Consider the following 24,084-nt stretch of genomic DNA (forward strand, 5'->3'; position numbering starts at 1 on the left):
CCTTTCACCGGGGCGATTCGTGGCGACATATCTGGACACGCTCAATGCGGAGCAGCGCCGCGCCGTCGAGCATGGCGTGGCCGATGGTGCGACCGTGGGCGCCCCCCTACTCGTCATCGCCGGCGCGGGCTCCGGCAAGACCAACACGCTGGCCCATCGCGTCGCGCATCTCATCGTCGCCGGCGCCGACCCGCGTCGCATCCTGTTGATGACGTTCTCACGCCGCGCCGCGGCCGAGATGGCGGGCCGCGTCGAGCGCATCGCGCGCAAGGTGCTGGGTGAGAACAACGCCGCGATCATGCGCGATGCGCTGACCTGGGCCGGCACGTTTCACGGTATCGGCGCGCGGCTCCTGCGCGAATATGCCGAGCGGATCGGCGTCGATCCCGCCTTCACCATCCACGACCGCGAAGATTCCGCCGACCTGATGAATCTGGTGCGGCACGAGCGCGGCCTGTCGAAGACGGAGAGCCGCTTTCCGGCCAAGGGCACCTGCCTGTCGATCTACTCGCGCTGCGTCAATGCCGAGATGGAGATCGAGAAGGTGCTCGGGGCGCACTATCCCTGGTGCGCCGGCTGGGCCGCCGAGCTGAAGGGCTTGTTCGCCGCTTACGTCGAGGCCAAGCAGGCCCAGCATGTGCTCGATTACGACGATCTCCTGCTCTACTGGTCGCAGATGATGAGCGATGCGCTGATTGCCGAGGAGATCGGCGGCCGCTTCGATCACGTGCTGGTCGACGAGTATCAGGACACCAACCGCCTGCAATCCTCGATCCTGCTGGCGCTCAAGCCCGACGGGCGCGGGCTCACCGTGGTCGGCGACGACGCGCAATCGATCTATTCGTTCCGCGCCGCGACCGTGCGCAACATCCTGGAGTTCCCGCAAAGCTTCTCGCCGCGCGCGGAGATGATCACGCTCGACCGCAATTACCGCTCGACGCAAGCGGTGCTCGCGGCAGCCAACGGCGTCATTGGTCTGGCGCGCGAACGCTTCACCAAGAACCTCTGGACCGATCGCGGCGCCGGGCAGAAGCCGCAGCTCGTCACTGTGCACGACGAGGCCGACCAGGCCCGCTACATCGTCGAACAGGTGCTGGCCAACCGCGAGCAAGGCGCGCTGCTCAAGCACCAGGCGGTCCTGTTCCGAACGGCCTCGCATTCGGGCCCGCTGGAAATCGAGCTCACCCGGCGCAACATTCCGTTCGTGAAGTTCGGCGGGCTGAAATTCCTCGACGCCGCCCACGTCAAGGACGTGCTGGCCTTGCTGCGCTTTGCCGAGAACCCGCGCGACCGCGTCGCCGGCTTCCGCATCTTGCACCTGTTGCCTGGCATCGGACCTGCGACCGCGCAGCGCGTGCTCGACCAGATGGCCGAAAGCACCGACCCGCTGCACACGCTCTCGCAGCTCCCGGTCCCGCCGCGCACGGGCGCGGACTGGACCGACTTCGTCCGCACGACCCAGAATCTGCGCTATTCGGAATGGCCTGTCGATCTCGAGCGCGTGCGGCTGTGGTACGAGCCGCATCTCGACCGCATCCACGAGGATTCGGAGACGCGGCGCGCCGACCTGATGCAGCTCGAGCAGATCGCGAGCGGCTATGCCTCGCGCGAGAAGTTCTTGACCGAGCTCACGCTCGATCCGCCGGACGCGACCAGCGACAAGTCCGGTCCGCCCTTGCGCGACGAGGACTATCTGATCCTCTCCACCATCCACTCTGCCAAGGGCCAGGAGTGGAAATCGGTCTACGTGCTCAACGTCATCGACGGCTGCATGCCGTCAGATCTCGGTGCCGGCACCAGCGCCGAGCTCGAGGAGGAGCGCCGCCTGCTCTATGTCGCGATGACACGTGCCAAGGACGATCTGCACCTGGTCGTGCCACAGCGCTTCTTCACCCACGGCCAGCAAGCCAAGGGCGACCGCCACGTCTACGCCTCGCGCACCCGCTTCATCCCGGAGCAGCTGGTCTATCTGTTCGAGCGCACCGCCTGGCCGAAGGCCACGGCGGGCGCAGCCCGCAGCGCGGCACAGGGCCCGAAGATCGACATCGGGGCAAAGATGCGCGGGATGTGGCGGTAAAACGGAAACCGAGCATTTCCGAATGCCGCCTTGTTGCGTGACTGCGGTCCATTAAGTCTGGCCGATCATCCCATAGAGACCCGCATCGATGACCGCACTCGAATTCGGACTGGATACCTTTGGCGACGTCACCCGGGACGCCTCCGGCGCCTTGCTTGCGCATGCGCAGGTGATCCGGAATGTCGTCGACGAAGCGGTGCTGGCCGACGAGCTCGGCCTCGATTTCATCGGGCTCGGCGAGCATCACCGCGCCGATTTCGCGATCTCCTCGCCCGAGACCGTGCTGGCTGCGATCGCATCGCGCACGAAGCACATCCATCTCGGCTCAGCCGTGACGGTGCTGAGCTCGGACGATCCGATCCGCGTGTTCCAGCGCTTTGCGACGTTGGATGCGCTCTCGAACGGGCGCGCCGAGGTGATCCTCGGCCGCGGCTCGTTCACCGAATCCTTCCCGCTGTTCGGCTTCGACTTACGCAAATACGAGGAGCTGTTCGAGGAGAAGCTCGACCTGTTCGCCGCGCTCTTGTCGCAGCAGCCGGTGAGCTGGCAGGGCAAGCTGCGTCCGCCGCTGAAGGATCAGCTGGTCTATCCGCCGGTCGAGAACGGCCGGCTCAAGACCTGGATCGGCGTCGGGGGCAGCCCGCAATCGGTGGTGCGCGCCGCCCATTACGACCTGCCCTTGATGCTCGCGATCATCGGCGGCGATCCCGCGCGCTTTGCGCCTTACGTCGATCTCTATCACCGCGCCTTCAAGGAGTTCGGCCGCCCGGCACAGCCGATCGGGGTGCACTCGCCCGGCTACGTTGCCGCGACGGATGAAGAGGCGCGCGAGGCGCTGTGGCCCGACTACAAGACCATGCGCGATCGCATCGGCAAGGAGCGCGGTTGGCCGCCAATGGGCCGCGACGAGTTCGTCAGCGAGGCCGAGCGCGGCTCGCTCTATGTCGGCTCGCCGGAAACGGTGGCGCGCAAGATCGCAAAGACCGCGAAGGCGCTCGGCATTTCGCGGTTTCAGTTGAAGTATTCTGCGGGACCATTGCCGCACGAGAAGCTGATGAAGAGCATCGAGCTCTATGGGCGCGAGGTGGTGCCGATGGTGCGGGAGATGATGGGGTAGCGCTCGAGGCAGCCACTACTTCATCAGCCCGAGCCGGCTTGCGCCGACATAGAGCGAGAGCACCGCGGCATTCGAGACGTTGAGGCTCTTGATTTCGCCAGGCATATCGAGCCGCGCCACGACGCTGCAGGTCTCGCGGGTCAATTGCCTGAGGCCTTTGCCTTCAGCCCCCAACACCAGCGCAAGCGGCTCGCGCAGTGCGACGTCCGACAGGTTCTCGGTGCCCTCGCTGTCGAGGCCCACGGTCTGGAAGCCGCGTTCATTGAGCGCAGTCAGCGCGCGGGCGAGGTTCTGCACGGTCACCATGGGCACCAGCTCCAGTGCACCGGAGGCGGCTTTCGCGAGCACGCCGGTGGCTTCCGGACTGTGACGCGCGGTGGTGACAATTGCCCTCACCGCGAAGGCCGCGGCCGAGCGCAGGATGGCGCCGACATTGTGCGGATCGGTGATCTGGTCGAGCACCAGCACCATGCCTTCCTGCTTCAGGGTTTCGATGTCAGGCGAAGGCAGCGGATCGGCTTCGGCGAGAAGGCCCTGATGCACGGCGTCGGGCGACAGCAGGCGGTCGATTTCCTGGGGCCGGACGATCTCGGGCGTAACACGGGTCTCGATGTTGTCTTCCGCGAGCCGGCGGGCGGCGTTCTCGGTCAGCGTCAGCTTGCGGATCCGCCGTGCCGGATTGGCCAGCGCCATGGTGACGGTGTGCCAGCCATATAGGATGACGGGCCCGTCGGCGTGCGAATCGCGGTCGCGCCAGGACGGGCGGCCGACCGGTTTTCCGGGCCGGTTGAAGGGCTTAGCGCCGCCGCGCGGGCCCTTCGGTGCAAATTTTCGATCCTTCATGGGCTCGCTTGTGTCACGGGTCCCGGAATATGGCAATTTGGGTGCGAATGGGGGCGATTTTAGCTGTTCGCCTCGGTTGACTTTGCCCCACCGCTTCGCCCATAAACGCGCCCGGTCGCGCCCCCATCCGGGCTGTCGCGGCCTTCACGTTCCATGGCCGTCTTCGGTCCGCCGGCAAGGTCCGGCCCGATTGTGCTGCCGTCGAGCGGGGGAGTGTCCCGAGTGGCAAAGGGAGCTGACTGTAAATCAGCCGCCTCATGGCTTCGCAGGTTCGAGTCCTGCCTCCCCCACCAGCCTTTCACTGCACCAAGCAATCGTAGCTTTAACGTCTCTCCTTGAGCGACTGTTCGCGATCGCTGCTACGCAACGCCCGCGCAAAACAAAACGCCTGCCCGCATCGCGCGGACAGGCGCCTCGTCAACTCAACCGATCGAACGATCAGTAATAGCGGCGCAGCACGCGATGGCCGCCGTAGTAGTACGGCGCGTGGCGATGAGCGTAGCCATAGCGCGGAGCATAGCCGTAATGCGTGCGCGGCAGGTAGCCGTAGCGCGGGCCATAGCCGTAGCGATACGGACGGTAGTACGGGCGGTGATAAGGATAGGCAGCGGCGCGATAGCCATAGCCGTAGCCGTAATTGGCGGGCGCAACGACCGCGTCCTCACGATAGGTCGGATACGGCGCGAAGGCGCCCGGACCGGTATATGTCGGGCCCTGGTTGACGTAATAGTACTGCGTGGTCGGCTCGGCGAGACGCTCATAGGCGCCATAGCCATAGCTGTAGGCATAACCACCGCAGCCGGTGTTGCAGCCGGAATAGACCGGTGCGACGGACGCGCAAGTGGTGAAGCCGCAGGCCGCGGCGGGCGCGGTCGCGACGAACATCACGGCAGCCGCCGCAACCAGTCCCGAAATCATTTGACGCATTACTCTCTCCTGTTGATTTTCGTCTTTTGGATTTTGACGTTTCTTAACCCGGCGGCCTGCCGGGAATGTTTGCACGCGGTCGCGGCGGATGAGGCCGCGGCTGGTCGTTGAACTCGGGCGCGTAGATCACCGGCGGCGGATCGACCGGCACGTCCATCTGCGGCGGCAGCGGCGCCGATTGCGCGCCCCAGCTCTGGTGATAGCTCTCGGCGGGCTTGGGCAATTTGCGGTTCGCGGGCGGCTCGACCTCGAGCCGGCCATAGGCAGGCCGCAGGCCCAGCGTCGGGTAGTAATGGCCGACATCGTCGGGCTGCCGCTCGGCGATGTAACGCCCGCCATAGATCGTCGGCTGCACCTGGACGTTCTTGCCGAGGCCCCAGACACCTTCGACGACGCTGTAGGACGCGTCGATATTGTTGATGATGATCGGCACTCCGGGACGGCCGGGCACGACGATGTCGAAGCCGCCGCCGGCCAACGCCGTTGCGGGCAGTCCGATCAGAAAGGCGGCAAGCGCCGTGGCACGCATGAGGAGGTCCCGGTTATCAGGAGCACAACCTATCCGATAGCGGCGCAGAGAGGGTTAAGGCCCGCTCGCCAAATTCCGGTAAGCCTAATGTGTAAGGATTGCGCGCCGGTCAAATGCTGCAAAGCGCGCTAGCGAAGCGTTAACGCGGCGCAAACTCGCCACACGTGCCCAAGCGGCGCAGGGTTGCGTCGTACAAATTACACATCCTCGGCGGGCTCACGTCGATGTGACCCTGCCGGCGAGAAACCGCGGAACCAGCGCCGGAGGTCGCACTTAGCACAGGTCTCAACAACATGGAGCAAATGCCATGACGAGCCTGAAGCTTCTTGGCTTGGCCGCAATCGTCGCGTCCACGCTGGCAACACCGGCCTTCGCGCAAAGCACGGTCGACAATTCGGGCCGCTGCACCGGACCCTTCCAGGATCCCAACTGCCAGAATCTCCGCGCCGGCAATCCCGCAACAGATCGCGCCTATCGGCGCCGGCACATGGCCCGGCAGCAAGCGAACCCGAATGACGGGACGCGATCAGGCTTCTGGCCGCTGGACACTGCGGGCGCAGTTGCTGGTGCCGCGGTCGGCACCGCGGCAGCCGTTGCGTCGGCACCGTTCCGCGGATGGGACAATTCCTACGCCTATGACAATTCCGGCCGATATAACGGCAGCTACGACCGCAGCGAAATGGGCTGGTACGGCAATTGGGATACCTATGCGGCCCGTAACGGCATCGTTTGCCGGCCCGGCACCTGGGTGAAGGGCGAGGACGGCCGCCGGCACATGTGCCAATAAGGCGGCACAAGTCGGATCAAACGGAACAGGCGGCCCGCGAGCCGCCTGTTTCGTATTCGCGACAGGTCGCGGGTTCTGGCACTTTCCAGCCAAGTCTGATATTGCGGCGCGCACGGGCCGACGGCTCCGGCGCAGGCCGGGCCCTGCCCGCTTTCCAGCGTCGCCGGCTTAGCTCAGCGGTAGAGCAGCGGTTTTGTAAACCGAAGGTCGGGGGTTCAATCCCCTCAGCCGGCACCATTCGTTTAGCCGACATCCAGTCGTGGCCTGACGCAAGAACCAAATCATCAGTTCGGCGTTATCGTCGCAGCAGAGAGCCGTCTTGCGGAGGTCTAGCGATGGACCCGAATGATCGGGTAGCCTTGGCCCTATCCGCTGTCGCTTTGGCGATCGCCCTTGTGGTTGCATCGACAGTCACGCTGGAGCGCGTCAATACCCGTACTGCCAGCAACGACGCACCTCCTGGCACGGTTGGACTCGCTCGGCCTCACCCGCCGCTGGACCGTGCTCCCGGTGAGCCGATACCGACGACGGGAGCGCCGTCTAACGCAAATAGTCGGCAGCGTCCCTGAGCGAGCCTCGGCCTCAGCCTGAGCTCTTGCGCGCGCTGCTCTGTTCGAAGTGCTCGACACCTCGGCCAGCGATCTCGACCCAGGCATGTTTCGATTGCTCGAACACCGATCGGACAGGCGCCGGAAAATCCGGGTTTGCCATGGCGCCGACGGCAACGCCGATCGTGTCGGGCAGACGGCCATGCTGTTCGTGATCGCGCTTGCGTTGCTGCTGCCGCAAAAGGCGCGATCGGCGCGGCGGACGAGAGCCGCCGCGCGCCCTTACGCCGCGCGCACGGTCCGGAGGAATTTTCCGACTTCGTCTTTGAGGCGGTTGCTGTCGGTCGCCAACATCTTTGCGGTCGAGAGCACCCGCGAGGAAGCCGAGCCGGTCTCGGCCGCGCCGCGCTGCACGTCGGTGATGTTCGAGGAGACCTGCTGGGTGCCGTGGGCGGCCTGCTGGACGTTGCGGGAGATTTCCTGGGTCGCGGCGCCCTGCTCCTCGACGGCGGCTGCGATGGTCGAGGACACTTCCGACAGCCGCTCGATCGTCGCGGAGATGTCGCGGATCGCGTTCACCGATTCCTGTGTCGCAGTCTGGATGCCGGAAATCTGCTGGCTGATCTCGCCGGTCGCCTTCGCGGTTTGCTCGGCCAGCGTCTTGACCTCGGAGGCGACGACCGCGAAACCGCGGCCTGCCTCGCCGGCGCGCGCCGCCTCGATGGTGGCGTTCAGCGCCAAGAGGTTGGTCTGGCCGGCGATGGTGTTGATCAGCTCGACGACGTCGCCGATGCGCGTGGCCGCGACCGAGAGCTCGCTGACGCGCTCGGTCGTGGTGCGCGCCTGGGTGACGGCTTCGCCTGCCATCCGCGCGGATTCCTGCACCTGACGGCTGATCTCGTTGACCGAGGACGACAGCTCTTCCGTCGCGGTCGCAACCGATTGCACATTGCCGGTGGCTTCGCCCGACGCGGCGACGACGACCGAGGTCAGCTCCTGCGCGCGATGCGCGGTGGTGGCCAGCGTCGAGGACGACGCCTCGAGCTCGGTGGACGCCGATCCGACGGTCTCGATGATCTCGCCGACCGCGCGCTCGAAGCCGTCGGCGAGGTTGATCATGTCGCGGCGGCGCTGCTCGGCGGCCTGCTTCTCGGCTTCGGCCTGCGCCGTCTTGAGGCGCTCGACCTCGAGCGCGTTGGTCTTGAACACTTCGACGGTCTTGGCCATTTCGCCGATCTCGTCGTGGCGGTCCTTCTCGGGCACTTCGGTCTTGAGATCGTTGCGGGCGAGGCCTTCCATCGCGAGCTTGAGGCGCGCGATCGGCCGCGACATCGCGTTGAAGCCGATGAACAGCGCGATCGCGATGCCGAGGACCAGGCCGCCGGCGCTGACACCGATCACGGTCCAGGTCGCGGACCTCGCGTCGCGCGCGATAGCTTCCTTGCGCTTGCTCGTGGCCTGTGCGGTCTCGCTCACGAAGGTGACGATGCGCGCGAGGGCCGCGTCCAGCACCGGGTCGCACTCCTTGTGTGCGCGGTCGGCGGCCTTGGCATTGTCCTCCATGCTACTCGCCTGTGCACCGGCCTGGAGCACCGGATCGCAGCTGGTGAACGCGGCCTTCAACTGGTCGCCGATGCTCTTGACCTGGCTCGCGCGAGCGGGGTCGTCCTGCACGGCGGCATCGAGGTACTGGCCGACTTCGTTACGGTTCTGATTTGCGGTCTTGAGGCGAGCGGCGTTGCCCGCTTCGGTCGCCTCGGTGAAGACCGCATAGAGCGCGGCATGGTAGGTTTCGGCGCGGCGCTGGGCCCGGGTCAGATTGAGCGCCGAGGATTGTGCGGCGGAAAGCTCGGCGAACCCGTCAACGGTCGCCGAGAGTTCGCGTACGCCGAAGCCAGCGACCGCGACCATCGCGCAGCCCATCACGGCCACGATCAGCGCGACCTTCCACACGATCTTCAGGTTGTTCAAAAAGCTCATCTCAGCCGTCCAATGATTTCCGGTCAGGGCGTAATCCCAGCACCGGCATTGGAACCGCGCATCGTTAAAAATTAATGCCAAATAACCCGAGTAGTCTTACGTAAAAATAACCTTCTGCTGCTGATCCGTAAGCTCCGCGTAAGCTTCACTGCATGCGTTGCCACCTGGCGCGGCCCAGGCCCGGAACGAATTGCGCGCGTCGATTGTTTTCGGCCCATGCGGATCCGGGAAGAAAATCGAAATATGTTTCTGTTGGGGGCCGTGACGCTTTGTTGCGCTATCGTGGCCGGCACGCTTGCGCTGCTCGAGCCCGTCTTCGGACAGCGGCCGGAGCGACAACCGCCGGAGAGGCAGGTCGCCGACAGAGGGCCGATCGATAGCCCAGCCCCGGTCCGGGTGATTGGTGCGCCCTTCGTGCCCAACGTCAACCCGCGCGAGCGATAGCACTCACCTCGCTGGCGCGCCCTCGCCTTCTCCGGCCTGGGCGTGAAGGCGGGCCAGCTCCTCGACAAACGCGATCACCTCCGCCCGCTTGTGGGGCGGCAGCGAGAGGAAGGCGCGGACCAGCCTCAAGCCCTCCACCTCGTCCAGCTGTTCTTGTCCGTCTTTTCCGGCATCCATTCGCCCACTGTCGGGCGGGCGGGAAAAATATGCAATCCCTTGCGGGACACCTTCTTGATTCGTCCCGCGAGCTTTGGTGAAATAGCAGCAGCAAGGGTGGGGTGACCCATGAAGTGGATCAGGGAGCGCGACGCACTGATCGCGCAGACACTGGCCTTCGTCCAATCCGTAACCGGCAAGAAGGATGAATTCCATCCGCCGGAGCGTGCGCCTACTGCTTTCGAGGTAACTCCAGAGATCACGACCATCCAGACGGTCGCGGTCGACCCCGAGCCGCCAGCCGCATCTCCTCTGCCGTCCCCCCTTCCAAGTCTGCAGGTCCCGCCACCTCGCATAGGCGGCGATTTCCGCACCGAGATGCAGGCCCGGATCGCGAATTTCCGCAAACATCAAGAGCGGTTCGAGCGCGAGCGTGAAGAATATTGTGCGGCGACCCTGACCAAATTGCGCGCCGCCATCCGCGACGGCTCTACCCGTCCGCCGGCCGAAAGGTAACCGCCGGCCCGTCCGCCGGGACCTACAGCCAAGACCATACCAACCAGAGATTGGCTGCGCAGGCGCCGAACAGTGCCAGCGTCAACGGCAGCAGCATGTGCCCGCAGCAGGTTTTCAGGTCGCTCGTCATGACCGAAACATCCGCTGATTCCGGCCGGAGAGTCCCAGGGATTCTTTTTTCCGGGATTCAGGACTCGTTTACGACTCAAGATTTGGCCGCCCCGATCACGGCGCCGTGATCGTCCGTCGGCCGGAACTCCGCCCGCGGCGCAATCGTTAACGGGCTTTCCCGGAGCGGAAAGAATGCCCTACGCCCTGTTCTGCAACGACGCCCAGATCAGCAAAGCCTATCCAGACGAGTCCGACGTCTGGAAGATCGCGCAGCGGAGCGGCCTGGTCGTCGATGTCAGCACCGACGACGAGCGACCCGGACCGCGTCGGGTGCTCGACAATGACTACGAGATCAAGCCCTGCCGGGCAGCGCAAGGCGAGGACCCCGCCAGGAACAAGGCTGAGGCCGAGCGGGACTCCCGCATGGAGCTTGAACTGAATTCCTAAAGCGCGATGACGTCAGGAAAGATCGTCATTGCGCTTTAGCTTGTTGTTTGCGCATGATCTTTTCGGAAAACCGCTACGCACTTTTCCGGATCATGCTTTGGGATCCGGCCGGAAGCCCAAAGGATCCCAAGAAGAGATCAGGGAGTCGCGGTCGCCAGCGATGCCTGCTCACCCGCCAGGGCGACGCAGGCCTTGCGCCGATGCAGCCCGCGGATCGCGCCTGTCACCTTCAGCACCTTGCCCGACGGGCAGGCCGCGGCCTTGACGAAGGCCACCTCGTAGGGTGCCAACATAAGAGGCTCGGATTTGAGGATTGTCTGTGCAGAGCACGGCAGGCAGGTGAAGCACGAGAGCACCACTGCCGACACAAAGATACGCATGTCCGTCGTCCCACCAGCCCGGTAATCCCAGATAACGCGCCCCGGAGCGCGAGTTCCGTAAGCGGCAAAAATTATTTTTGCTTTACCTCAGTCCCATGACGCACGTGAGAAGGCGCGCGCCCGAATGTTTGCCTGCAAATGACGCGCCAGATGGTTCACGCAATGCAAACAACGGCGGCTGGCAAACGAAAGGCCGGCGCGAGGCCGGCCTTTGTCAAATCCTGGATGGCGGCGGCTGGGATCAGTAGCGCGAGCCCGCCGGGCCGCCCCAGCCGAAGCGGTAATTCACACCAACCTTGACGGTATGCTCGTCCTCCCGGCCGCGAACACCGACAAGGTCGGCCGGGCCGGAGGTGAAGGTGGTGCTGCCGAAATTGTAGTACTGGTACTCGGCCTTGGCCGACCAGTTCGGGGCGAACATGTATTCGAGGCCGGCACCGACGGTGTAACCGTCCTTGTTGTTGCCGGTCGCGGTGAAGGCCTGCGGCACGCCGGCGATGTTGACGCCGAGACCGCCATTGCGCCAGGCATAACCGCCCTTGGCATAGAGCAGCGCCGGGCCCCAAGTGTAGCCCACGCGGCCGGTCACCGAGCCGAGTTGGTCGGTGTTGGAGGTCACCTGCGTGCCCAGCGGGAACGTCACGCCGTTGTTGTTGGTCGGCAGCCAGGAGTACTGGGCCTCGACACCCACCACCCAATTGGACGCGAACTGGTAGTCGAAGCCGCCCTGCACGCCGCCCAGGAAACGGCCATCGCTGGACTGGAAGCTGCTGTCGCCGGCGAACGCGCCGCCGACATGGCCGCCGATGTAGAAACCGGTCCAGTTGTAGATCACCTGCGGCGGCGTATAGGCGGGCGCCTTGGTGTAGGTGCGCGGCTGCATGTCGGCTGCTGCGGCCGGCGCGGCCAGCGCAAGCAGGGCAACTGCACCCAGCAAGATCGTCTTCATGGTCATCCCCGTTCTTTCATACGACACTCTGGAAACAACGTGGCGTGAATTGGGTTGCTTCGCGGTGATGCCGGAACGTTGATCGTTGGCGGCTGTGACGGGTGACAACAACGCGATTATGTTCCGTCACGTCTGCCGGCGCCGACAAATCTTGTCGTCGGCGCGAGACCCGCCGTAACGATCTGTCGCAAGGCCACCCACCCCGTTCAAAGCTCGCCAAAATGTGATCCGGCTGCTCCGGCAACCATTGCTCTAGCACGCCCGCGATGAAGGCCGGCTTTGCGCTACCGCGTCATCTTTTCCAGTTCCGGAAAGGGAGCGTAAACCGCACCAGTGCAGAGCTCGCTGGTCCGGTCGACGACGCGGTCGGCGCGGCCATTGACGAAGATCACGGCGCGCTCGCGCATGGCCTTGTAGCTGCCGTCGCTCTCGCGCGGGGTGAAATGCAGGCAGCTGATATAGAACTGCCGGCCGCCAACCTCACGCTGCACAGGCTCGGCCATGCTGGCCTCGCGCACACCGACCGGATTGTTGAGATAGGTGCGCATCAAGGCGAGCGTGTCGTTGCGGAAATTGTCGGGAAACGGCTGCGGCCCTCCGGCCTGGGCTCCGTCCATCAGGGTCGGACGGTCACCCTCGCTGCCGAAACAGCCCGCGAGCGCCAGCGGCAGCACCACAATCGCCGCACGTTTCGTCAATCGCCCCAAGTTACCACATTCTCCGGCCAGACAGACTCGGACAATGTTCTAGAGCATTTTCGGTTCTGATAGAACCGAAGCTCCAGATTCTTGTTTTGGCGCGTTTTCTTCACGCGAACCGGCGCCTACTTCGCTCCAAAACGTTCTGGCTCCGAGGTTGCGCAAAGGGAATTCGCTTCGCAATCCGGCCAATACGCGCACCGGCCCGCCGCCAGCACCCCGTCTGCTTGCGCGAGGGGGCATGACGAACGGGTCGGGCCTGAATTCCGCGCGCGGCGACAGGGCAATGCCAGGGATGCCGCCGCGCGGGATCAGTCGTTAGCTGCGCTTGTCGGTCGTCATCGGCTTGGTGACGTCCGGCTGCGTCTTCAGCGACTTCTTCGACGACAGGTGCTTGTGGTGATGGCGATGGGTGCGCACGGTCTTGTGCTCGTCGGGCGTCACGGCCGCGTTGGCATTCATCGCCTTCTTGGTGTCGACCTTGGCATCCGACTTGACGTCGGCGGCCTTGGTATTGGCCTTGACGTTGGCGTCCGGTTTCGCGGCTGTGGTCGACTTGGTCTGGCTCGGGTCCGCCTTGATCACCGGGGCGGTCGTGGTGGTCTTGCCGGCCTCAGCCGCGAAGGCCGGGGCTGCGATCACGGAAGCTGCGAGCAAGGCTGCGGAAATGGTCTTCAGCATGGTGGTCTCCTCTTGGAAGGATCTTGAGGCGGCGCCCTCTCGCCGACCCTTCGATCGTAGGTGGGAGCCTAGGCGCCACGCACTGAACCCAGTCTGAAGCCGGTTGCAGGCTTCCGTTCATCTCGATGACAAGTTTGTCATCTGCCTCGAGGGGAATGGCTCGTGCGAAGCGGGAATGTTTTCGCCCAATGGGTGTTCCGGTCTTCGGGCAATCGTGTAGGATCGCCACGTTCCATACGGGAGAACTTAGATGCGCAAACTCTCAATGCTTCTTGTGCCGGGACTGCTCGCCATGACGCTGGCGGCCGCGCCGGTGCTGTCCAGCGCCTATGCCGCGGGCAGTGACGAGCCCTCCTCGCCGCCGAAGTCGGACTCCTCGTCCAAGAAGGGCAAGAAGAAGAGCTCCTCCGTCAGCGATCCCAAATTCCTCGCGGCCTATCGCACCGCCTATACCGCCATCTACGACAACCACGACTACACCGGCGCGATCAGCCAGCTGAAATCGCTCAAGCGCGACGACGTCGCCGACGTTGCGAACCTGATCGGCTACTCCTATCGCAAGCTCGGCGACTACCAGTCGTCGAAGGTCTATTACGAGATCGCGCTGAAGGACGATCCGAACCACGTCCGCACCTGGCAGTATTACGGCCTCTGGCAGCTCGAGCAAGGCAACCGCGAGCAGGCGCAATATCACCTCAACAAGATCGCCTCGCTCGCCGGCACCGACAGCTCCGAATATCGCTCGCTGGCCGCGGCGCTCGACAAGCCGACCGGCGCGACGCTCGTCTATTGAAAAGTCGCATCTTTGCATCAGGCGAACGGGCGTAACCTTGCGGTTGTGCCCGTTCTGCTTTCTCGGCTACTCCCTGATCAGCGCCTCGACCTCGCTGCGGAACGCCTGCCGTGAGCCGTCGCGCGAATAGAACATGTGGCCGCCGGGATAGACCACGAACTTGACGCGCTGGGTCGCGAAGGCCGGGAGCTGGTCGAGCACCCGCTTGGTTCCGAAATAGGGTGTGGCGAGATCGAACAGGCCGTGTCCGACCAGCACGTTGAGCCTCGCATCGGTGGCGAGGATCTGGCGCAGCTCCGACACCGATTGCGGCGGGTTGATGCCGCGGCCGAAGTCCCAATGGCCCTCGACGGCGCCATTCAGGACCTCGTAGGAGCCATCGGGCCGCCAGTTCAGCTTGCGCGTCAGCACGTCGACCGCCGCGCTCGTCAGCGGCGCCTGGAGGGAGTCACCCGAGGGATCGCCGAACCGCGAGCTGCTCGAATCCGGATAGGGATCGAGGCCGCGCACCGAGCCGTCATAGCGCCCGGTCACCTTGCCGTTCTTGCGGTCCAGCTCGCGGCGGAATTCGCCGACGTCGAAGCGGCCGGCAAGCCTGCGGCTGACCGCCTGGTCAATGCCGGTGAGCTCGGCGAGCTTGTCGGCGAGCCGGTTGGTAGCCTCCCGGTCCGCCTCGCCCTTGACGAGGTCGGTCAGAAATTCGCCGCGCGCATAAGCCTCGACGTCGGCGAGATCGGTGCGCGTGACCGGTCCTTTCGCCTCGCGCGCGACCGCCACGTAGCTCGGCAGGGTCGCGACATATTGCAGGAGGCTGGTGCCGGTGAACTCGCGGAAGTCGAGGAGCGGGGATACCAGGATCAATCCCCTGACGCCGACGCCGTGCTGGAGCTGCAACTGGCGCACGACCTTCGGCCCGCGGATGCCGCCATAGCTCTCGCCCGCGACGTATTTCGGCGAGGTCAGCCGGTCGTGCTTCTCCAGCCAGCGGCGGATCACCAGCGCGATCGCGTTGACGTCGCCATCGACCGAGTAGAACGATTTTCGCGCGTCTTCGCCGCTGGCGACGAAGCGGCTGTAGCCTGTGCTGACGGGGTCGATGAAGACGAGATCGGTGAAGTCGAGCCAGGTGTCCGCGTTCGGCCTCACCTCGGGCGAGGCCGACGGTGAGAGAGCTTCGCCGTGCAGCGGCAGCCGCCACGGCCCGGCCGCGCCGAACTGGAGCCAGGCCGAGGATGCACCCGGTCCGCCGTTGAACAGGAACGTCACGGGGCGCGTCGCGCGATCGGCGCCATCGAGCTCATAGGAGGTGTAAGCGATGTCGGCCAGCGGCTCGCCCTTGCCGTCGAACACGCGGATCGAACCAGCGGTCGCAGCGAAGTTGAGGGTGCGGCCGGGCAGATCGAGCGTCTGCTGCGTGGTGGAGTCCGCCGGGAGACGGTGCAGTTCGGCAGGCGACGACGAATTCTGTGACGCGGTTTGCGGACCGCTGCCGCGTCCGCCCTTCTGACCGGCTGGCGCGGCCGTCTCCGCGCGCGGCTGCGGTGGATCGTCCGCGTGCGCAACGCCTGCGACCGCGAAGATCGACAGCGCCAGCACCAGGATCGCGCAGCGCGCGGCCGGCAAGCTCGTGTCCATGATCGTCCTCCCTGCCCGGCTATGAGGAGCCGGTGCACATCCAAAGGCTAGCGAGCAAATGCGACGGTTTGGGGGATCGCCGGTCCAGCGGCGCCCGAGGAGGCCGGCCGGGCTCAGATCGAGCGGATTTTGACCGGAAATCGAGATGGACAATCGTCCGTTTGCCTTGCCGAGCGGTCCTCCTCGACAATGCGGGCCCAGGTCGTATAGACGAGCCCGGCGGAACTTTCTCTAGCCAGCGGCCTTGCCGGAAGCCATGACCAAGCCCATGCGATACGACCGGATCGCCTTCGTCGCGAGCCCAAGCAACGAGGCGCAGACCGCCTTCAACCAGCTCACCAAGGACTATGGCAATTGCGATCCTGGTGATGCCGACGTCGTGGTGGCGCTCGGCGGCGACGGGCTGATGCTCCAGACGCTGCACCGGAACATGCGCACGGGAAAACCGATCTACGGCATGCACCGCGGCACCGTCGGCTTCCTGATGAACGAGTATTCGACGCACGATCTGCGCGCGCGACTCGCGGCGGCACACGAGTCCGAGATCAACCCGCTTCTGATGCGCGCCACGGACTCCAACGACCGCGTGCACCTGCATCACGCCATCAACGAGGTCTATCTGTTCCGGCAGACCTACCAGGCCGCACGCCTGCGCATCCTGATCGACGAGCGCGAGCGCATGTCCGAGCTGATCGCCGATGGCATCATCGTGGCAACGCCGGCAGGTTCGACTGCCTACAACCTGTCGGCGCAGGGCCCGATCCTGCCGATCAACGCGGCGCTCCTTGCCCTGACACCGATCAGCGCCTTCCGGCCACGGCGCTGGCGCGGCGCCCTGTTGCCCAACAGCGCCTATGTCGTGATCGAGGTGCTGGAAGACGACAAGCGCCCGGTCGCGGCCGTCGCCGACCATGAGGAGGTGCGCAGGGTCCGCCGCGTCGAGGTGCTCTCAGACAAGTCCATCTCCATGCGCATGCTGTTCGATCCCGGCCACAGCCTGGAAGAGCGCATCCTGCGCGAGCAGTTCGGCTACTGAGCCCCGGCTCACTGGCCGCAGGGCTGAATCGCTTCCAAGCCTCCCGCCATGGCGGGATCGCTCAGCAAGTCAAAATCCCTGACCACCGGAACGAAACTTTTCGTCTCCGATGTCATCAGATAGATCGTCACTAGCAGCGAGTCCGACGGGCCTGCGCTCGCGCGACAGAATTCCCTGGCGGCCACGCCAAGTCCCATCGATCCGCGCTTGCCGTTCTTCCCCTGCTCGACCATCGAGGCGCGCAACGCCTCGAAGCGCGCGGCATCTTCTGGCGACAAGCGATAGGCGTAGATGGAGGAGTTCTGTGGCGGGGCCGGCAGGCCGCTCCGCTCGCGCGCGCTCAGCTCCATCATGGCGAAGCTCATCTTGGCCTCCGCCTCCCCCGACAGCTTGGTGACGACGTCGAGCTTGACCCCGCCCGAACGAGGCCGCAGCGCGTCGGGCAATTGCACGGCGACGCGCAGCATCGACAGATCCGTCGTCCTCGCATCGATGCGGGCGAGCGGCCGGATCGACGTCAGCGGCATCGAGCCGCATCCGGCGAGCATGAGCGCTGCCGCGCTCGAAAGAACGCGCAACCGGCGGTTCATCGCAGGCTTCTCCAGACTAACCTTGAAACGGGATCCGGCTAGGCCGATTTCCGGCCGGCCACGCGAGGCTCTCGCGCGCCGTCGCATTTTCGGGGACGTATTCCAGGATGTCGCCGGGCTGGCAGTCGAGCACGGCGCAGATCCGCTCCAGCGTGTCGAAGCGGATGCCGCGCACCTTGCCCGACTTCAGCAGGGAGACATTCGCTTCCGTGAGCTCGATGCGGGCCGCGAGCTCACGCGACCTGATCTTGCGCCTGGCGAGCATCACGTCGAGATTGACGACGATCGGCATGGTCAGATGATCTCGCTGTTCTCGTGCCAGAGGCGAACGGCATCGCCCATCACGGTCGCGAAGGCGATGAGCGCGAGGCCGCTCAGCACCGACAGCACGTGCGACTGGTCGATGCCGAACATGACCACGATTTGACCCGGCTGGTTGGCCCGCGTCAGATTGATCGCCGTGAGCATCTGCACCAGCGGCGAGATCAGCGCATTGGCGATCAAAGCAAGGCCCATCCGCCGGATGCGCCAGGTGTTGTCGGCCACGAACACGTCGCCGCGCGCGAAACACGAAAACAGCATCGAGAGTTGCAACAAGGCGTAGATCACCGGCGCAAGCCCGATCAGGCTGATCAGCGCGCCGGCGAAGCGCGTGCCGGGATTGAGCGTGAAGGGCCGCGCCCCCAGCGGGGATTGAGTGGCGATCCAGTGCCGAAGCACCTCGTCGCTCGACCAGAGCAACGGCACCGCAATCACAGCGCCCGCGACGCAGACGAGCGCGCCGACGGCGACGATCCGTCCGATCCGCCGCAATCGCGGCTCGGCCGGCACGGGGCAAGGAAACACGATGACGCTCATTGGACGACGCTCCGTTCAAGCGGAATATTTTATTGTTTTGCGATAAAAAATGGCAGAATTACGATATCCAGACGCCCGCCCGCCCGATACGCCGCAAGATACAACCGCAACCCTTCATTAACCCCCGGCGCGATATGGTTAACGAAGGTTGACCGCTTTGGCCCGGGCGTCATGTTCCGCATCGATTTCAACAAGCTGCGCTTCCTCGTCTGCGACGACAATCCGCACATGCGCCGCATCCTGCGGACGCTGCTGCATTCGTTCGGCGCGCGCGAAGTCTACGAGGCCGAAGACGGCGCCACCGCGCTGGAAATGTACAGCCATTACGTCCCCGACATCGTCATCACCGACTGGGCGATGCCGATCTTCGACGGACTCGAGCTCGCGCAGATGATCCGGCAGCCGGAATCCAAGGGCAATCCTTACGCGCCGATCATCATGCTGACCGGCCATTCCGAGAAGCGCCGCGTCACCGTCGCGCGCGATGCCGGCGTCACCGAATTCCTGGCCAAGCCGATCTCCGCGAAAGGCCTGTACCAGCGCATCCTCAACGTCGTCGCCAATCCCCGGCCCTTCATCAAGACCAAGACCTATTTCGGTCCGGACCGGCGCCGCAACACCAACTCCGCCTATATGGGTCCCGAGCGCCGCGTCGGCGAAAAGCACGAGGTGCTGCAGCAGCCCTCGCTGCTCGACAAGGCCCGCTCCTCCATCTAGCGCAACGTCTCACACGAGGCCGGCATCATGGCGAAGAACAGCGCAAAGGACATCGAGGTCACGGCCTTCGCCACGCACCAAGTGATCACGCAGCCCAACCCGCTGCGCAAGGTTCTGCGCCGGGTCGAAGACAAGGACATTGACGATCCGATCGGCCGCGCCGAACAGGCGCTCGCAGGTCTCTCCGGCGAGTTCGAGGATTGGATGACGACCGAGGTGAACCGGCTGTCGGCCGCCTACGTCGCCATCCGCCATGACGGCTTCACCAAGGAGCGGCGCGACGAATTGTTCCGCGCCGCGCACGACATCAAGGGTGACGCCGCGACGTTCGGCTATCCCGCCGCGGCCGGAATCGCCGAGAGCCTGTGCCGGGTCATCGAGCACGCGCCCGATTTGGAGAAGGTGCCGGCCGAGCTGTTCACGCACCACATTAACGCGATCCTCGCCATCGTGCACGAGAACACCCAGCTCAACAGGATCAGCGTCTCCGCCGAGCTCAGCCGCCGCCTGCGCAAGGTCGCCGACGATTATCTCGCCCAGGTCAACCGCGACCGGCCCGAGCATCTTGAGGCGATCCTCGCGCCGAGCATCGTGCCGGTGGAGTAGCCCTCTCCTCGTCATTGCGAGCGCAGCGAAGCAATCTAGAATCCCGCCACGGGGACAGTCTTGATTGCTTCGCTGCGCTCGCAATGACGGAGAGCTCCATCCGTACGATAAGTATCGTAGGGTGGGCAAAGCGGAGCGTGCCGACATCTGTCGCTATCATTGACGGATGGTGGGCACGGCGCTGCGCGCCTTTGCCCACCCTACGGAATCTCGCTAGGCCGCGATCAAATCGTCGTAGACCGGATCGATCGCATCATCCGCGACGATCTCGTCGCAGAACAGCCGCGCCTCTTCACGCGCCGATTCCGTCGCGAAGCGGCGAAGCAGGACCATCAGCGGCTCGGTGGCGCCGCGGTCGGTTTCGCAATGGGTCAGCACGCGCTCGACCATGCGGCGGCGCAGCCGCGCGGCACCGTCGGCGCTGTCGACAAAGCCCTGCTCGTGGCAGGCATCGAGCGCCGCCTGAAACGCGGCGAACGTCGCCTCGGGCAGGCCGGCGCGGCGCAGCAGCGCATGCAGGCTGTTGCCGCGGCGGTCGTGCAGCAGCGCGGAGACGCGCGCCAGCGGCAGATCGGCGAGCTCAGCCAGCGCCGCGTCGAACAAATCGAGATTGCTCGACAGCAGCGCGCGCAAAATGAGACCGGCAGTCAGCTGGCCGGTGACGCGGAGGTGATGCACCAGCCCCTGCATATCGTCGCCGCGCGAGCGCGCCGCGATGTTGATGGTGGAGCGGTCGCGCGCCTCGATCGTCACGCGCTCGGCGCGGTCGGCGCTCAGCCAGTTCCGCGCGACGACGAATTGCGCCAGCGTCTCGGAAAGCTTTGCCACCAGCGCGGCACGCGTTGCCGCCGGCAGATCCTCCAGCACCAGCATCGCCTCGCGGATCGCGGCGAGATGGCCGTGACGCTCGACGATACGATTCCACGAGAACGGCGCAAGCTCGGCATGGGGATTTTCGATCAGCTCGAGCGCCGACGCCGCGCAGCCGACTTCGGCGATGGCGGCGCAGACCGACACCGGCAGCGCGATGCGGCGGGCGACCGCGCACTGCACCTCGTCATTGCCGGTGGCAACGATGTCGACGAGATCGGCGTCAATCAGCAGCGGCGAATGCTCGAGCACGGGCAGCGCGACGGTCGGCTGGTCTGCCGACAGCGCCCGCACGATCGCAGCCGGCGCATCGAGGCTGCGCGCAAACGCCTCGGCCATCGCCTGCCGCACCAGCGGCGAGGGATCATCGAGCTGCATCAGAAGCGCGCCTTCGGCGGCGACGCGGTCGTCTGTCGAAAGGTCTGAGATCAGCCAGGCCCGGGCCAACGCCCGTGTCGCCTCGGCCCGCTCGCCGGCGGGCGCCGTCCTGATCCAATTGATAAACTGCCGAACGATCATGCTGCTTCCGGCTTACACAACAAACAAAATGGTGACGGCTCGTCACCTGCAACACAAAATAAACCACGACGCTTAACAAAGCGTTCACCATAACTGGCTGGTTTCATTGACGTTTTGTTAAGGGAACAAAGGCGGTCGCCGCACGCTGCGCAGCACGTAGAGGTGCGCCGACTAGCTCGAGAACGTGCCGCTGCGATCGCTGAACAGATCGAGCGGTTGCGGCGGACGCACCTCAGGCGTCGCGGAAGCGACGGAGGTGAGCGCGGCGTTGTTGCCCCACAATGTCTGCACCGTGGTCGAAACCGGCTGCGTGACGTCGCCTGGCTGATAGATCGAGCGGAATGCGGGTGCGATCGGCGCATTGTCCGCGACCGTCGAAGACGTCGCACTCACCGCCGTTACGCCGCGTGCATCCGGGAAAGTCTGGAGATAAGCGGCGTTGTCGATAACAGGCGCGATCGGCTGCACGCCGTTGGCGCTTGCGACCTGCGTGGTCGAGGGCGTATCGCCATACATCGCCATCGCGCTGCGGGTGAGTTTCGAATTCGCCGCGCTGGCGTAGCGCGCATCGAGTACCGTATAGACTTCAGAGACGCTACGGGCGCGGCCGTCCCTGGCGTAGAAGATCGAGCGGTTGGCGGAGGCCGCATTCGGAAACAGCCGCGCGCCGACGGCCTGCGGATTGTCCTCGGCATTGGCGATCAGTTTTGCCGCACCGCCGACGCCCATGAAATGCGCCATGTAGAGCTCGCTGTCGGACGGCCTGCGGCCGAGCAGACCGGTGAGCTTGAAGCTGTTCGACTGCGTCAGCGCCGCCGCCATGCTGGATGCGGCTTGCGGATCGTCCCGCAGCTTCATGATCGACCGCTTCATGAAGGGATCGTCGACAGTGTAGCTGCCGGAGGACGTTTTGGTGATAGCGCTGGCGTAATTGCCATAGCCGAGCTGGGCGCCCGCCTCCTTGACGGTGCCGAGCCAGGCCTGATCGATGAACTGGTAGAGCCCGTGCGCTGACGATGTGGTGGCGCCCGCCGTCGGATCGAAATCCGATTCTATCTTCGCGGTCGTCAGCATGTACTGGAAGCTGACGCCGGTCCGGTTGGAGACGTCCTTGATCGCACCGGCGACGCGCGCCCGCGTCGGGTCCAGAGCGACCGTCTGCATGGCACTGGAATTGTCGACCGACATGATGAAGTGCCCGCCCCGCGCGGCGTTGAGCGGCGCCGGCAATTCGGCGCCCTGTCGTCTCACCGTGGGACAGGTATGGTTAATGTGGCGTTAACTGGGCTTCGCCGTCCATCCCGAGTTATTCCGGGGCATCGCGAAGCGATGAGCCCGGAATCCATTCCACCGCACTTATGCCGTACCATGGATTCCGGGCTCGCGCTGCGCGCGCCGCGGAATGACGGCGGGCTACTTCTTATAAACCTCGTTCGGATCGAACAGCCGGCCGGCATCGACGAAGATCAGCCTGGCGCCACCGCCCGCGGCCTCGATCTTGCGATAGAAGCACGACCATCGCCCGGTGTGGCATGCCGCGCCAATCTGCTCGACGCGGAGCCAGACCGCGTCCTGGTCGCAATCGGTGCGCATCTCGACCACACGCTGGGTCTGACCTGAGGTCTCACCTTTTCGCCACAAGGCATTGCGGGAGCGGCTGAAGTACCAGGCTTCACCCGTGGCGATCGTCTTGCGCAGCGCCTCATCGTTCATGTGCGCGACCATGAGCACGTCGCCACTGACGACGTCGGTCGCGACGACCGTCACGAGGCCGCTCGCGTCGAACTTAGGGAGAAAGGCCAGGCCTTCCTCGATCTCATCGGAGTGAGCGGACACAGCAACTCTCGCCAGTCATTCGCAAGGTCAGCGCTGCAGGCCTCGCACCAGGGACAGGAAACGGGCCTGCTCCGCCGGATTGTCGCGGAACATGCCGGTGAAGCGGCTGGTGAAGGTGGAGGCGCCATGCTTGGCGACGCCACGCACCGACATGCAGGTATGCTCGGCCTCGATCAGCACCGCAACGCCGCGGGGTTTCAGGATCTCATCGATCGCCGCCGCGATCTGCGCGGTCAGATGCTCCTGGGTCTGGAGCCGGCGGGCAAAGATATCGGTGAGGCGGGCAAGCTTGGACAGGCCGACGACGCGTTCCACCGGTGTGTAGGCGATATGCGCCTTGCCGTAGAACGGCATCATGTGGTGCTCGCACTGCGAGGTGAACTCGATGTCGCGCACCAGCACGAAGTCGTCATAGCCGGCGGTCTCACCGAAGGTGCGGTCGAGCACCTCGGCCGGGCACTGGTGATAGCCCTGATAGAGCTCGTCGAAGGCCTCGACCACGCGGCGCGGCGTGTCCAAAAGGCCCTCGCGCTCGGTATTCTCGCCGATATAGGCAAGCAGCGTCTTCACTGCCGCTTCCGCCTCGGCGCGCGCGGGGCGCGGCTGGTCGGCGCGAACGGCGACCGCGAGGAATTCGGCAGGGTCCAGCTCGGCCGGGCGGCTCTCGGGCTGCCGGTCAGCGGGCTTGTTGGGGCGGATGGATTTGATTGCCGCGTCCATATCTTCTCCGTTCGACGGCCTCAACGGCCGGAGTGTCACCGGCAGACGGGGCGGCAAGCCGCCGGACGCCTGAAGAAAACAGTTTTGACGAAAAAGGCCCCTGCGTCATCACGCTGGCAGCGCAGATCTGGATCATCCCCACCGCACCGCTGGACTGTTTTTCCGCCAGTTCCGTCCCTATATAGGACCGTGGGCGGCGGCCGCCAAGGCCGATCCGGTAGGTAAGTGCTGGACTCCATCACATGCTGAACGACATCTATAACAAGCGGATCATCGAGCTGGCCGGGAATATTCCGCGGCTCGGGCGGTTATCGGACGCCGATGCCACCGCCACCGCCCACTCAAAGCTGTGCGGCTCGACCGTGAAGGTCGATCTCAAGATGGAGGGCGACATCGTCACCGACTTCGCCCATGACGTGAAGGCCTGCGCCTTGGGCCAGGCCTCTTCATCCATCATGGCAAGTCACGTCGTCGGCTCGACCGCGAGCGAACTCCGCGCGTTACGCGAAACCGTTCGCAAGATGCTGAAGGAGAATGGCGCTCCTCCCGAAGGCAAATGGGAAGAGATCAAGTTCCTCGAGCCGGTGCGCGACTACAAGGCGCGGCATGCCTCGACGCTGCTGACCTTCGACGCCGTCGTCGATGCCATCGGCCAGATCGAGGCAAAGGCGAAGCAGCCCGCCGCGGCCCAGGGCTGATTCCTTCATCATTCCG

General features: G+C 64.9%; 27 protein-coding genes, 2 tRNA genes and 1 pseudogene. 12 read left to right on the plus strand and 18 right to left on the minus strand.

What is annotated here, in order from left to right; all coding sequences use genetic code 11:
* Window positions 1–19: 19 nt before the first annotated feature.
* Together AC5V87_RS25420 and AC5V87_RS25425 are read left to right on the plus strand one after the other, a co-directional pair.
* Window positions 20–2,077, plus strand: a complete 2,058-nt coding sequence (locus tag AC5V87_RS25420) for an ATP-dependent helicase (RefSeq protein ID WP_495368060.1) — start codon at window positions 20–22, stop codon at window positions 2,075–2,077.
* 88 nt (window positions 2,078–2,165) lie between these two features.
* The gene (locus AC5V87_RS25425) at window positions 2,166–3,194 is read left to right on the plus strand and encodes an LLM class flavin-dependent oxidoreductase (RefSeq protein ID WP_495368061.1); all 1,029 of its coding nucleotides are present in this window, start codon (window positions 2,166–2,168) and stop codon (window positions 3,192–3,194) included.
* A gap of 15 nt (window positions 3,195–3,209) precedes the next feature.
* Here AC5V87_RS25425 and rlmB read toward each other — a convergent pair whose 3' ends face one another.
* Entirely contained in the window at window positions 3,210–4,037 is an 828-nt protein-coding gene (rlmB, locus tag AC5V87_RS25430; protein ID WP_456837836.1) for a 23S rRNA (guanosine(2251)-2'-O)-methyltransferase RlmB, read from the minus strand.
* A gap of 207 nt (window positions 4,038–4,244) precedes the next feature.
* On the opposite strand from rlmB, the gene AC5V87_RS25435 reads away from it, so the two are divergent.
* Window positions 4,245–4,330, plus strand: a tRNA-Tyr gene (locus tag AC5V87_RS25435).
* A gap of 145 nt (window positions 4,331–4,475) precedes the next feature.
* Here AC5V87_RS25435 and AC5V87_RS25440 read toward each other — a convergent pair.
* Both AC5V87_RS25440 and AC5V87_RS25445 read right to left on the minus strand, forming a co-directional pair.
* The gene (locus AC5V87_RS25440) at window positions 4,476–4,964 is read right to left on the minus strand and encodes a hypothetical protein (RefSeq protein WP_495368062.1); all 489 of its coding nucleotides are present in this window, start codon (window positions 4,962–4,964) and stop codon (window positions 4,476–4,478) included.
* Window positions 4,965–5,007: 43 nt separating this feature from the next.
* On the minus strand, window positions 5,008–5,493 hold the full coding sequence (locus AC5V87_RS25445; protein WP_495368063.1) for a hypothetical protein: 486 nt from the start codon (window positions 5,491–5,493) through the stop codon (window positions 5,008–5,010).
* A 307-nt stretch (window positions 5,494–5,800) separates the two neighbouring features.
* Between AC5V87_RS25445 and AC5V87_RS25450 the strand changes: the two genes are divergently transcribed.
* Both AC5V87_RS25450 and AC5V87_RS25455 read left to right on the plus strand, forming a co-directional pair.
* Window positions 5,801–6,280: a hypothetical protein gene (locus AC5V87_RS25450; protein WP_495368064.1), complete on the plus strand. Its 480-nt coding sequence runs from the start codon at window positions 5,801–5,803 to the stop codon at window positions 6,278–6,280.
* Between the two features lie 162 nt (window positions 6,281–6,442).
* Window positions 6,443–6,517 (plus strand) — tRNA-Thr (locus AC5V87_RS25455).
* A 345-nt stretch (window positions 6,518–6,862) separates the two neighbouring features.
* Here AC5V87_RS25455 and AC5V87_RS25460 read toward each other — a convergent pair.
* From AC5V87_RS25460 to AC5V87_RS25470, 3 genes and pseudogenes are all read right to left on the minus strand, one after another.
* A pseudogene (locus AC5V87_RS25460) lies at window positions 6,863–7,024 on the minus strand (GFA family protein); the annotation flags it as partial.
* A gap of 86 nt (window positions 7,025–7,110) precedes the next feature.
* A complete protein-coding gene (locus tag AC5V87_RS25465) occupies window positions 7,111–8,808 on the minus strand; it encodes a methyl-accepting chemotaxis protein (RefSeq protein WP_495368065.1) in 1,698 nt (565 codons plus the stop codon).
* Window positions 8,809–9,255: 447 nt separating this feature from the next.
* On the minus strand, window positions 9,256–9,429 hold the full coding sequence (locus tag AC5V87_RS25470) for a hypothetical protein (RefSeq protein WP_495368066.1): 174 nt from the start codon (window positions 9,427–9,429) through the stop codon (window positions 9,256–9,258).
* A 108-nt stretch (window positions 9,430–9,537) separates the two neighbouring features.
* Here AC5V87_RS25470 and AC5V87_RS25475 point away from each other — a divergent pair, with 108 nt between their 5' ends.
* Both AC5V87_RS25475 and AC5V87_RS25480 read left to right on the plus strand, forming a co-directional pair.
* Window positions 9,538–9,924, plus strand: coding sequence for a hypothetical protein (locus AC5V87_RS25475; RefSeq protein ID WP_495368067.1), 387 nt, complete (start codon window positions 9,538–9,540; stop codon window positions 9,922–9,924).
* Between the two features lie 303 nt (window positions 9,925–10,227).
* On the plus strand, window positions 10,228–10,482 hold the full coding sequence (locus tag AC5V87_RS25480; protein ID WP_456837830.1) for a hypothetical protein: 255 nt from the start codon (window positions 10,228–10,230) through the stop codon (window positions 10,480–10,482).
* A 137-nt stretch (window positions 10,483–10,619) separates the two neighbouring features.
* On the opposite strand, the gene AC5V87_RS25485 is transcribed toward AC5V87_RS25480, so the two are convergent.
* From AC5V87_RS25485 to AC5V87_RS25500, 4 genes are all read right to left on the minus strand, one after another.
* Window positions 10,620–10,862, minus strand: a complete 243-nt coding sequence (locus tag AC5V87_RS25485) for a hypothetical protein (protein WP_495368068.1) — start codon at window positions 10,860–10,862, stop codon at window positions 10,620–10,622.
* 241 nt (window positions 10,863–11,103) lie between these two features.
* Window positions 11,104–11,811, minus strand: coding sequence for an outer membrane protein (locus AC5V87_RS25490; protein ID WP_456837829.1), 708 nt, complete (start codon window positions 11,809–11,811; stop codon window positions 11,104–11,106).
* Between the two features lie 284 nt (window positions 11,812–12,095).
* Entirely contained in the window at window positions 12,096–12,518 is a 423-nt protein-coding gene (locus AC5V87_RS25495; protein ID WP_495368069.1) for a hypothetical protein, read from the minus strand.
* A 309-nt stretch (window positions 12,519–12,827) separates the two neighbouring features.
* On the minus strand, window positions 12,828–13,190 hold the full coding sequence (locus AC5V87_RS25500) for a His-rich protein BRANT (RefSeq protein ID WP_495368070.1): 363 nt from the start codon (window positions 13,188–13,190) through the stop codon (window positions 12,828–12,830).
* Window positions 13,191–13,440: 250 nt separating this feature from the next.
* Between AC5V87_RS25500 and AC5V87_RS25505 the strand changes: the two genes are divergently transcribed.
* Window positions 13,441–13,983 (plus strand): tetratricopeptide repeat protein, encoded by a 543-nt coding sequence (locus tag AC5V87_RS25505; RefSeq protein WP_456837826.1) that lies wholly within the window; start codon window positions 13,441–13,443, stop codon window positions 13,981–13,983.
* 66 nt (window positions 13,984–14,049) lie between these two features.
* Here AC5V87_RS25505 and AC5V87_RS25510 read toward each other — a convergent pair whose 3' ends face one another.
* Window positions 14,050–15,618 carry a S10 family peptidase gene (locus tag AC5V87_RS25510; RefSeq protein ID WP_495368071.1) on the minus strand — a complete coding sequence of 523 codons (1,569 nt, stop codon included), beginning with the start codon at window positions 15,616–15,618 and terminating at the stop codon, window positions 14,050–14,052.
* Between the two features lie 256 nt (window positions 15,619–15,874).
* Here AC5V87_RS25510 and AC5V87_RS25515 point away from each other — a divergent pair, with 256 nt between their 5' ends.
* On the plus strand, window positions 15,875–16,654 hold the full coding sequence (locus tag AC5V87_RS25515) for an NAD kinase (RefSeq protein WP_456837824.1): 780 nt from the start codon (window positions 15,875–15,877) through the stop codon (window positions 16,652–16,654).
* Window positions 16,655–16,662: 8 nt separating this feature from the next.
* Here the strand turns inward: AC5V87_RS25515 and AC5V87_RS25520 are convergent, their stop codons facing one another.
* From AC5V87_RS25520 to AC5V87_RS25530, 3 genes are all read right to left on the minus strand, one after another.
* A complete protein-coding gene (locus AC5V87_RS25520) occupies window positions 16,663–17,121 on the minus strand; it encodes a hypothetical protein (protein WP_456837823.1) in 459 nt (152 codons plus the stop codon).
* Between the two features lie 139 nt (window positions 17,122–17,260).
* Window positions 17,261–17,536 carry a helix-turn-helix domain-containing protein gene (locus AC5V87_RS25525; RefSeq protein WP_495368072.1) on the minus strand — a complete coding sequence of 92 codons (276 nt, stop codon included), beginning with the start codon at window positions 17,534–17,536 and terminating at the stop codon, window positions 17,261–17,263.
* 2 nt (window positions 17,537–17,538) lie between these two features.
* A complete protein-coding gene (locus AC5V87_RS25530; RefSeq protein ID WP_456837821.1) occupies window positions 17,539–18,102 on the minus strand; it encodes a DUF2975 domain-containing protein in 564 nt (187 codons plus the stop codon).
* A gap of 171 nt (window positions 18,103–18,273) precedes the next feature.
* Here AC5V87_RS25530 and AC5V87_RS25535 point away from each other — a divergent pair, with 171 nt between their 5' ends.
* Both AC5V87_RS25535 and AC5V87_RS25540 read left to right on the plus strand, forming a co-directional pair.
* A complete protein-coding gene (locus AC5V87_RS25535; RefSeq protein WP_008549760.1) occupies window positions 18,274–18,819 on the plus strand; it encodes a response regulator in 546 nt (181 codons plus the stop codon).
* A gap of 27 nt (window positions 18,820–18,846) precedes the next feature.
* The gene (locus AC5V87_RS25540; protein WP_495368073.1) at window positions 18,847–19,425 is read left to right on the plus strand and encodes an Hpt domain-containing protein; all 579 of its coding nucleotides are present in this window, start codon (window positions 18,847–18,849) and stop codon (window positions 19,423–19,425) included.
* 213 nt (window positions 19,426–19,638) lie between these two features.
* Here AC5V87_RS25540 and AC5V87_RS25545 read toward each other — a convergent pair whose 3' ends face one another.
* The 4 genes from AC5V87_RS25545 to folE form a co-directional block, all read right to left on the minus strand.
* Window positions 19,639–20,814, minus strand: coding sequence for a DUF2336 domain-containing protein (locus AC5V87_RS25545; protein WP_495368074.1), 1,176 nt, complete (start codon window positions 20,812–20,814; stop codon window positions 19,639–19,641).
* A 171-nt stretch (window positions 20,815–20,985) separates the two neighbouring features.
* Window positions 20,986–22,044: a lytic transglycosylase domain-containing protein gene (locus AC5V87_RS25550; protein WP_495371940.1), complete on the minus strand. Its 1,059-nt coding sequence runs from the start codon at window positions 22,042–22,044 to the stop codon at window positions 20,986–20,988.
* A gap of 183 nt (window positions 22,045–22,227) precedes the next feature.
* Window positions 22,228–22,650 carry a phosphoribosyl-AMP cyclohydrolase gene (gene hisI, locus AC5V87_RS25555; protein ID WP_456837818.1) on the minus strand — a complete coding sequence of 141 codons (423 nt, stop codon included), beginning with the start codon at window positions 22,648–22,650 and terminating at the stop codon, window positions 22,228–22,230.
* Between the two features lie 27 nt (window positions 22,651–22,677).
* Window positions 22,678–23,370, minus strand: a complete 693-nt coding sequence (gene folE / locus AC5V87_RS25560; RefSeq protein ID WP_456837817.1) for a GTP cyclohydrolase I FolE — start codon at window positions 23,368–23,370, stop codon at window positions 22,678–22,680.
* Window positions 23,371–23,612: 242 nt separating this feature from the next.
* On the opposite strand from folE, the gene AC5V87_RS25565 reads away from it, so the two are divergent.
* Window positions 23,613–24,068, plus strand: a complete 456-nt coding sequence (locus AC5V87_RS25565) for an iron-sulfur cluster assembly scaffold protein (RefSeq protein ID WP_027560032.1) — start codon at window positions 23,613–23,615, stop codon at window positions 24,066–24,068.
* Window positions 24,069–24,084: the final 16 nt, after the last annotated feature.

This window comes from Bradyrhizobium sp. SOJA106 (assembly GCF_059448745.1).

What these genes read in the sequence shown, in the direction of transcription:
- AC5V87_RS25425 (WP_495368061.1), top strand. Translation starts at nt 2,166, where the DNA reads ATGACCGCACTCGAATTCGGACTGGATACCTTTGGCGACGTCACCCGG.
- rlmB (WP_456837836.1), bottom strand. Translation starts at nt 4,037, where the DNA reads ATGAAGGATCGAAAATTTGCACCGAAGGGCCCGCGCGGCGGCGCTAAG.
- AC5V87_RS25440 (WP_495368062.1), bottom strand. Translation starts at nt 4,964, where the DNA reads ATGCGTCAAATGATTTCGGGACTGGTTGCGGCGGCTGCCGTGATGTTC.
- AC5V87_RS25445 (WP_495368063.1), bottom strand. Translation starts at nt 5,493, where the DNA reads ATGCGTGCCACGGCGCTTGCCGCCTTTCTGATCGGACTGCCCGCAACG.
- AC5V87_RS25450 (WP_495368064.1), top strand. Translation starts at nt 5,801, where the DNA reads ATGACGAGCCTGAAGCTTCTTGGCTTGGCCGCAATCGTCGCGTCCACG.
- AC5V87_RS25465 (WP_495368065.1), bottom strand. Translation starts at nt 8,808, where the DNA reads ATGAGCTTTTTGAACAACCTGAAGATCGTGTGGAAGGTCGCGCTGATC.
- AC5V87_RS25470 (WP_495368066.1), bottom strand. Translation starts at nt 9,429, where the DNA reads ATGGATGCCGGAAAAGACGGACAAGAACAGCTGGACGAGGTGGAGGGC.
- AC5V87_RS25475 (WP_495368067.1), top strand. Translation starts at nt 9,538, where the DNA reads ATGAAGTGGATCAGGGAGCGCGACGCACTGATCGCGCAGACACTGGCC.
- AC5V87_RS25480 (WP_456837830.1), top strand. Translation starts at nt 10,228, where the DNA reads ATGCCCTACGCCCTGTTCTGCAACGACGCCCAGATCAGCAAAGCCTAT.
- AC5V87_RS25485 (WP_495368068.1), bottom strand. Translation starts at nt 10,862, where the DNA reads ATGCGTATCTTTGTGTCGGCAGTGGTGCTCTCGTGCTTCACCTGCCTG.
- AC5V87_RS25490 (WP_456837829.1), bottom strand. Translation starts at nt 11,811, where the DNA reads ATGAAGACGATCTTGCTGGGTGCAGTTGCCCTGCTTGCGCTGGCCGCG.
- AC5V87_RS25500 (WP_495368070.1), bottom strand. Translation starts at nt 13,190, where the DNA reads ATGCTGAAGACCATTTCCGCAGCCTTGCTCGCAGCTTCCGTGATCGCA.
- AC5V87_RS25505 (WP_456837826.1), top strand. Translation starts at nt 13,441, where the DNA reads ATGCGCAAACTCTCAATGCTTCTTGTGCCGGGACTGCTCGCCATGACG.
- AC5V87_RS25510 (WP_495368071.1), bottom strand. Translation starts at nt 15,618, where the DNA reads ATGGACACGAGCTTGCCGGCCGCGCGCTGCGCGATCCTGGTGCTGGCG.
- AC5V87_RS25515 (WP_456837824.1), top strand. Translation starts at nt 15,875, where the DNA reads ATGACCAAGCCCATGCGATACGACCGGATCGCCTTCGTCGCGAGCCCA.
- AC5V87_RS25520 (WP_456837823.1), bottom strand. Translation starts at nt 17,121, where the DNA reads ATGCTGCGCGTCGCCGTGCAATTGCCCGACGCGCTGCGGCCTCGTTCG.
- AC5V87_RS25525 (WP_495368072.1), bottom strand. Translation starts at nt 17,536, where the DNA reads ATGCCGATCGTCGTCAATCTCGACGTGATGCTCGCCAGGCGCAAGATC.
- AC5V87_RS25530 (WP_456837821.1), bottom strand. Translation starts at nt 18,102, where the DNA reads ATGAGCGTCATCGTGTTTCCTTGCCCCGTGCCGGCCGAGCCGCGATTG.
- AC5V87_RS25535 (WP_008549760.1), top strand. Translation starts at nt 18,274, where the DNA reads ATGTTCCGCATCGATTTCAACAAGCTGCGCTTCCTCGTCTGCGACGAC.
- AC5V87_RS25540 (WP_495368073.1), top strand. Translation starts at nt 18,847, where the DNA reads ATGGCGAAGAACAGCGCAAAGGACATCGAGGTCACGGCCTTCGCCACG.
- AC5V87_RS25545 (WP_495368074.1), bottom strand. Translation starts at nt 20,814, where the DNA reads ATGATCGTTCGGCAGTTTATCAATTGGATCAGGACGGCGCCCGCCGGC.
- folE (WP_456837817.1), bottom strand. Translation starts at nt 23,370, where the DNA reads ATGGACGCGGCAATCAAATCCATCCGCCCCAACAAGCCCGCTGACCGG.
- AC5V87_RS25565 (WP_027560032.1), top strand. Translation starts at nt 23,613, where the DNA reads ATGCTGAACGACATCTATAACAAGCGGATCATCGAGCTGGCCGGGAAT.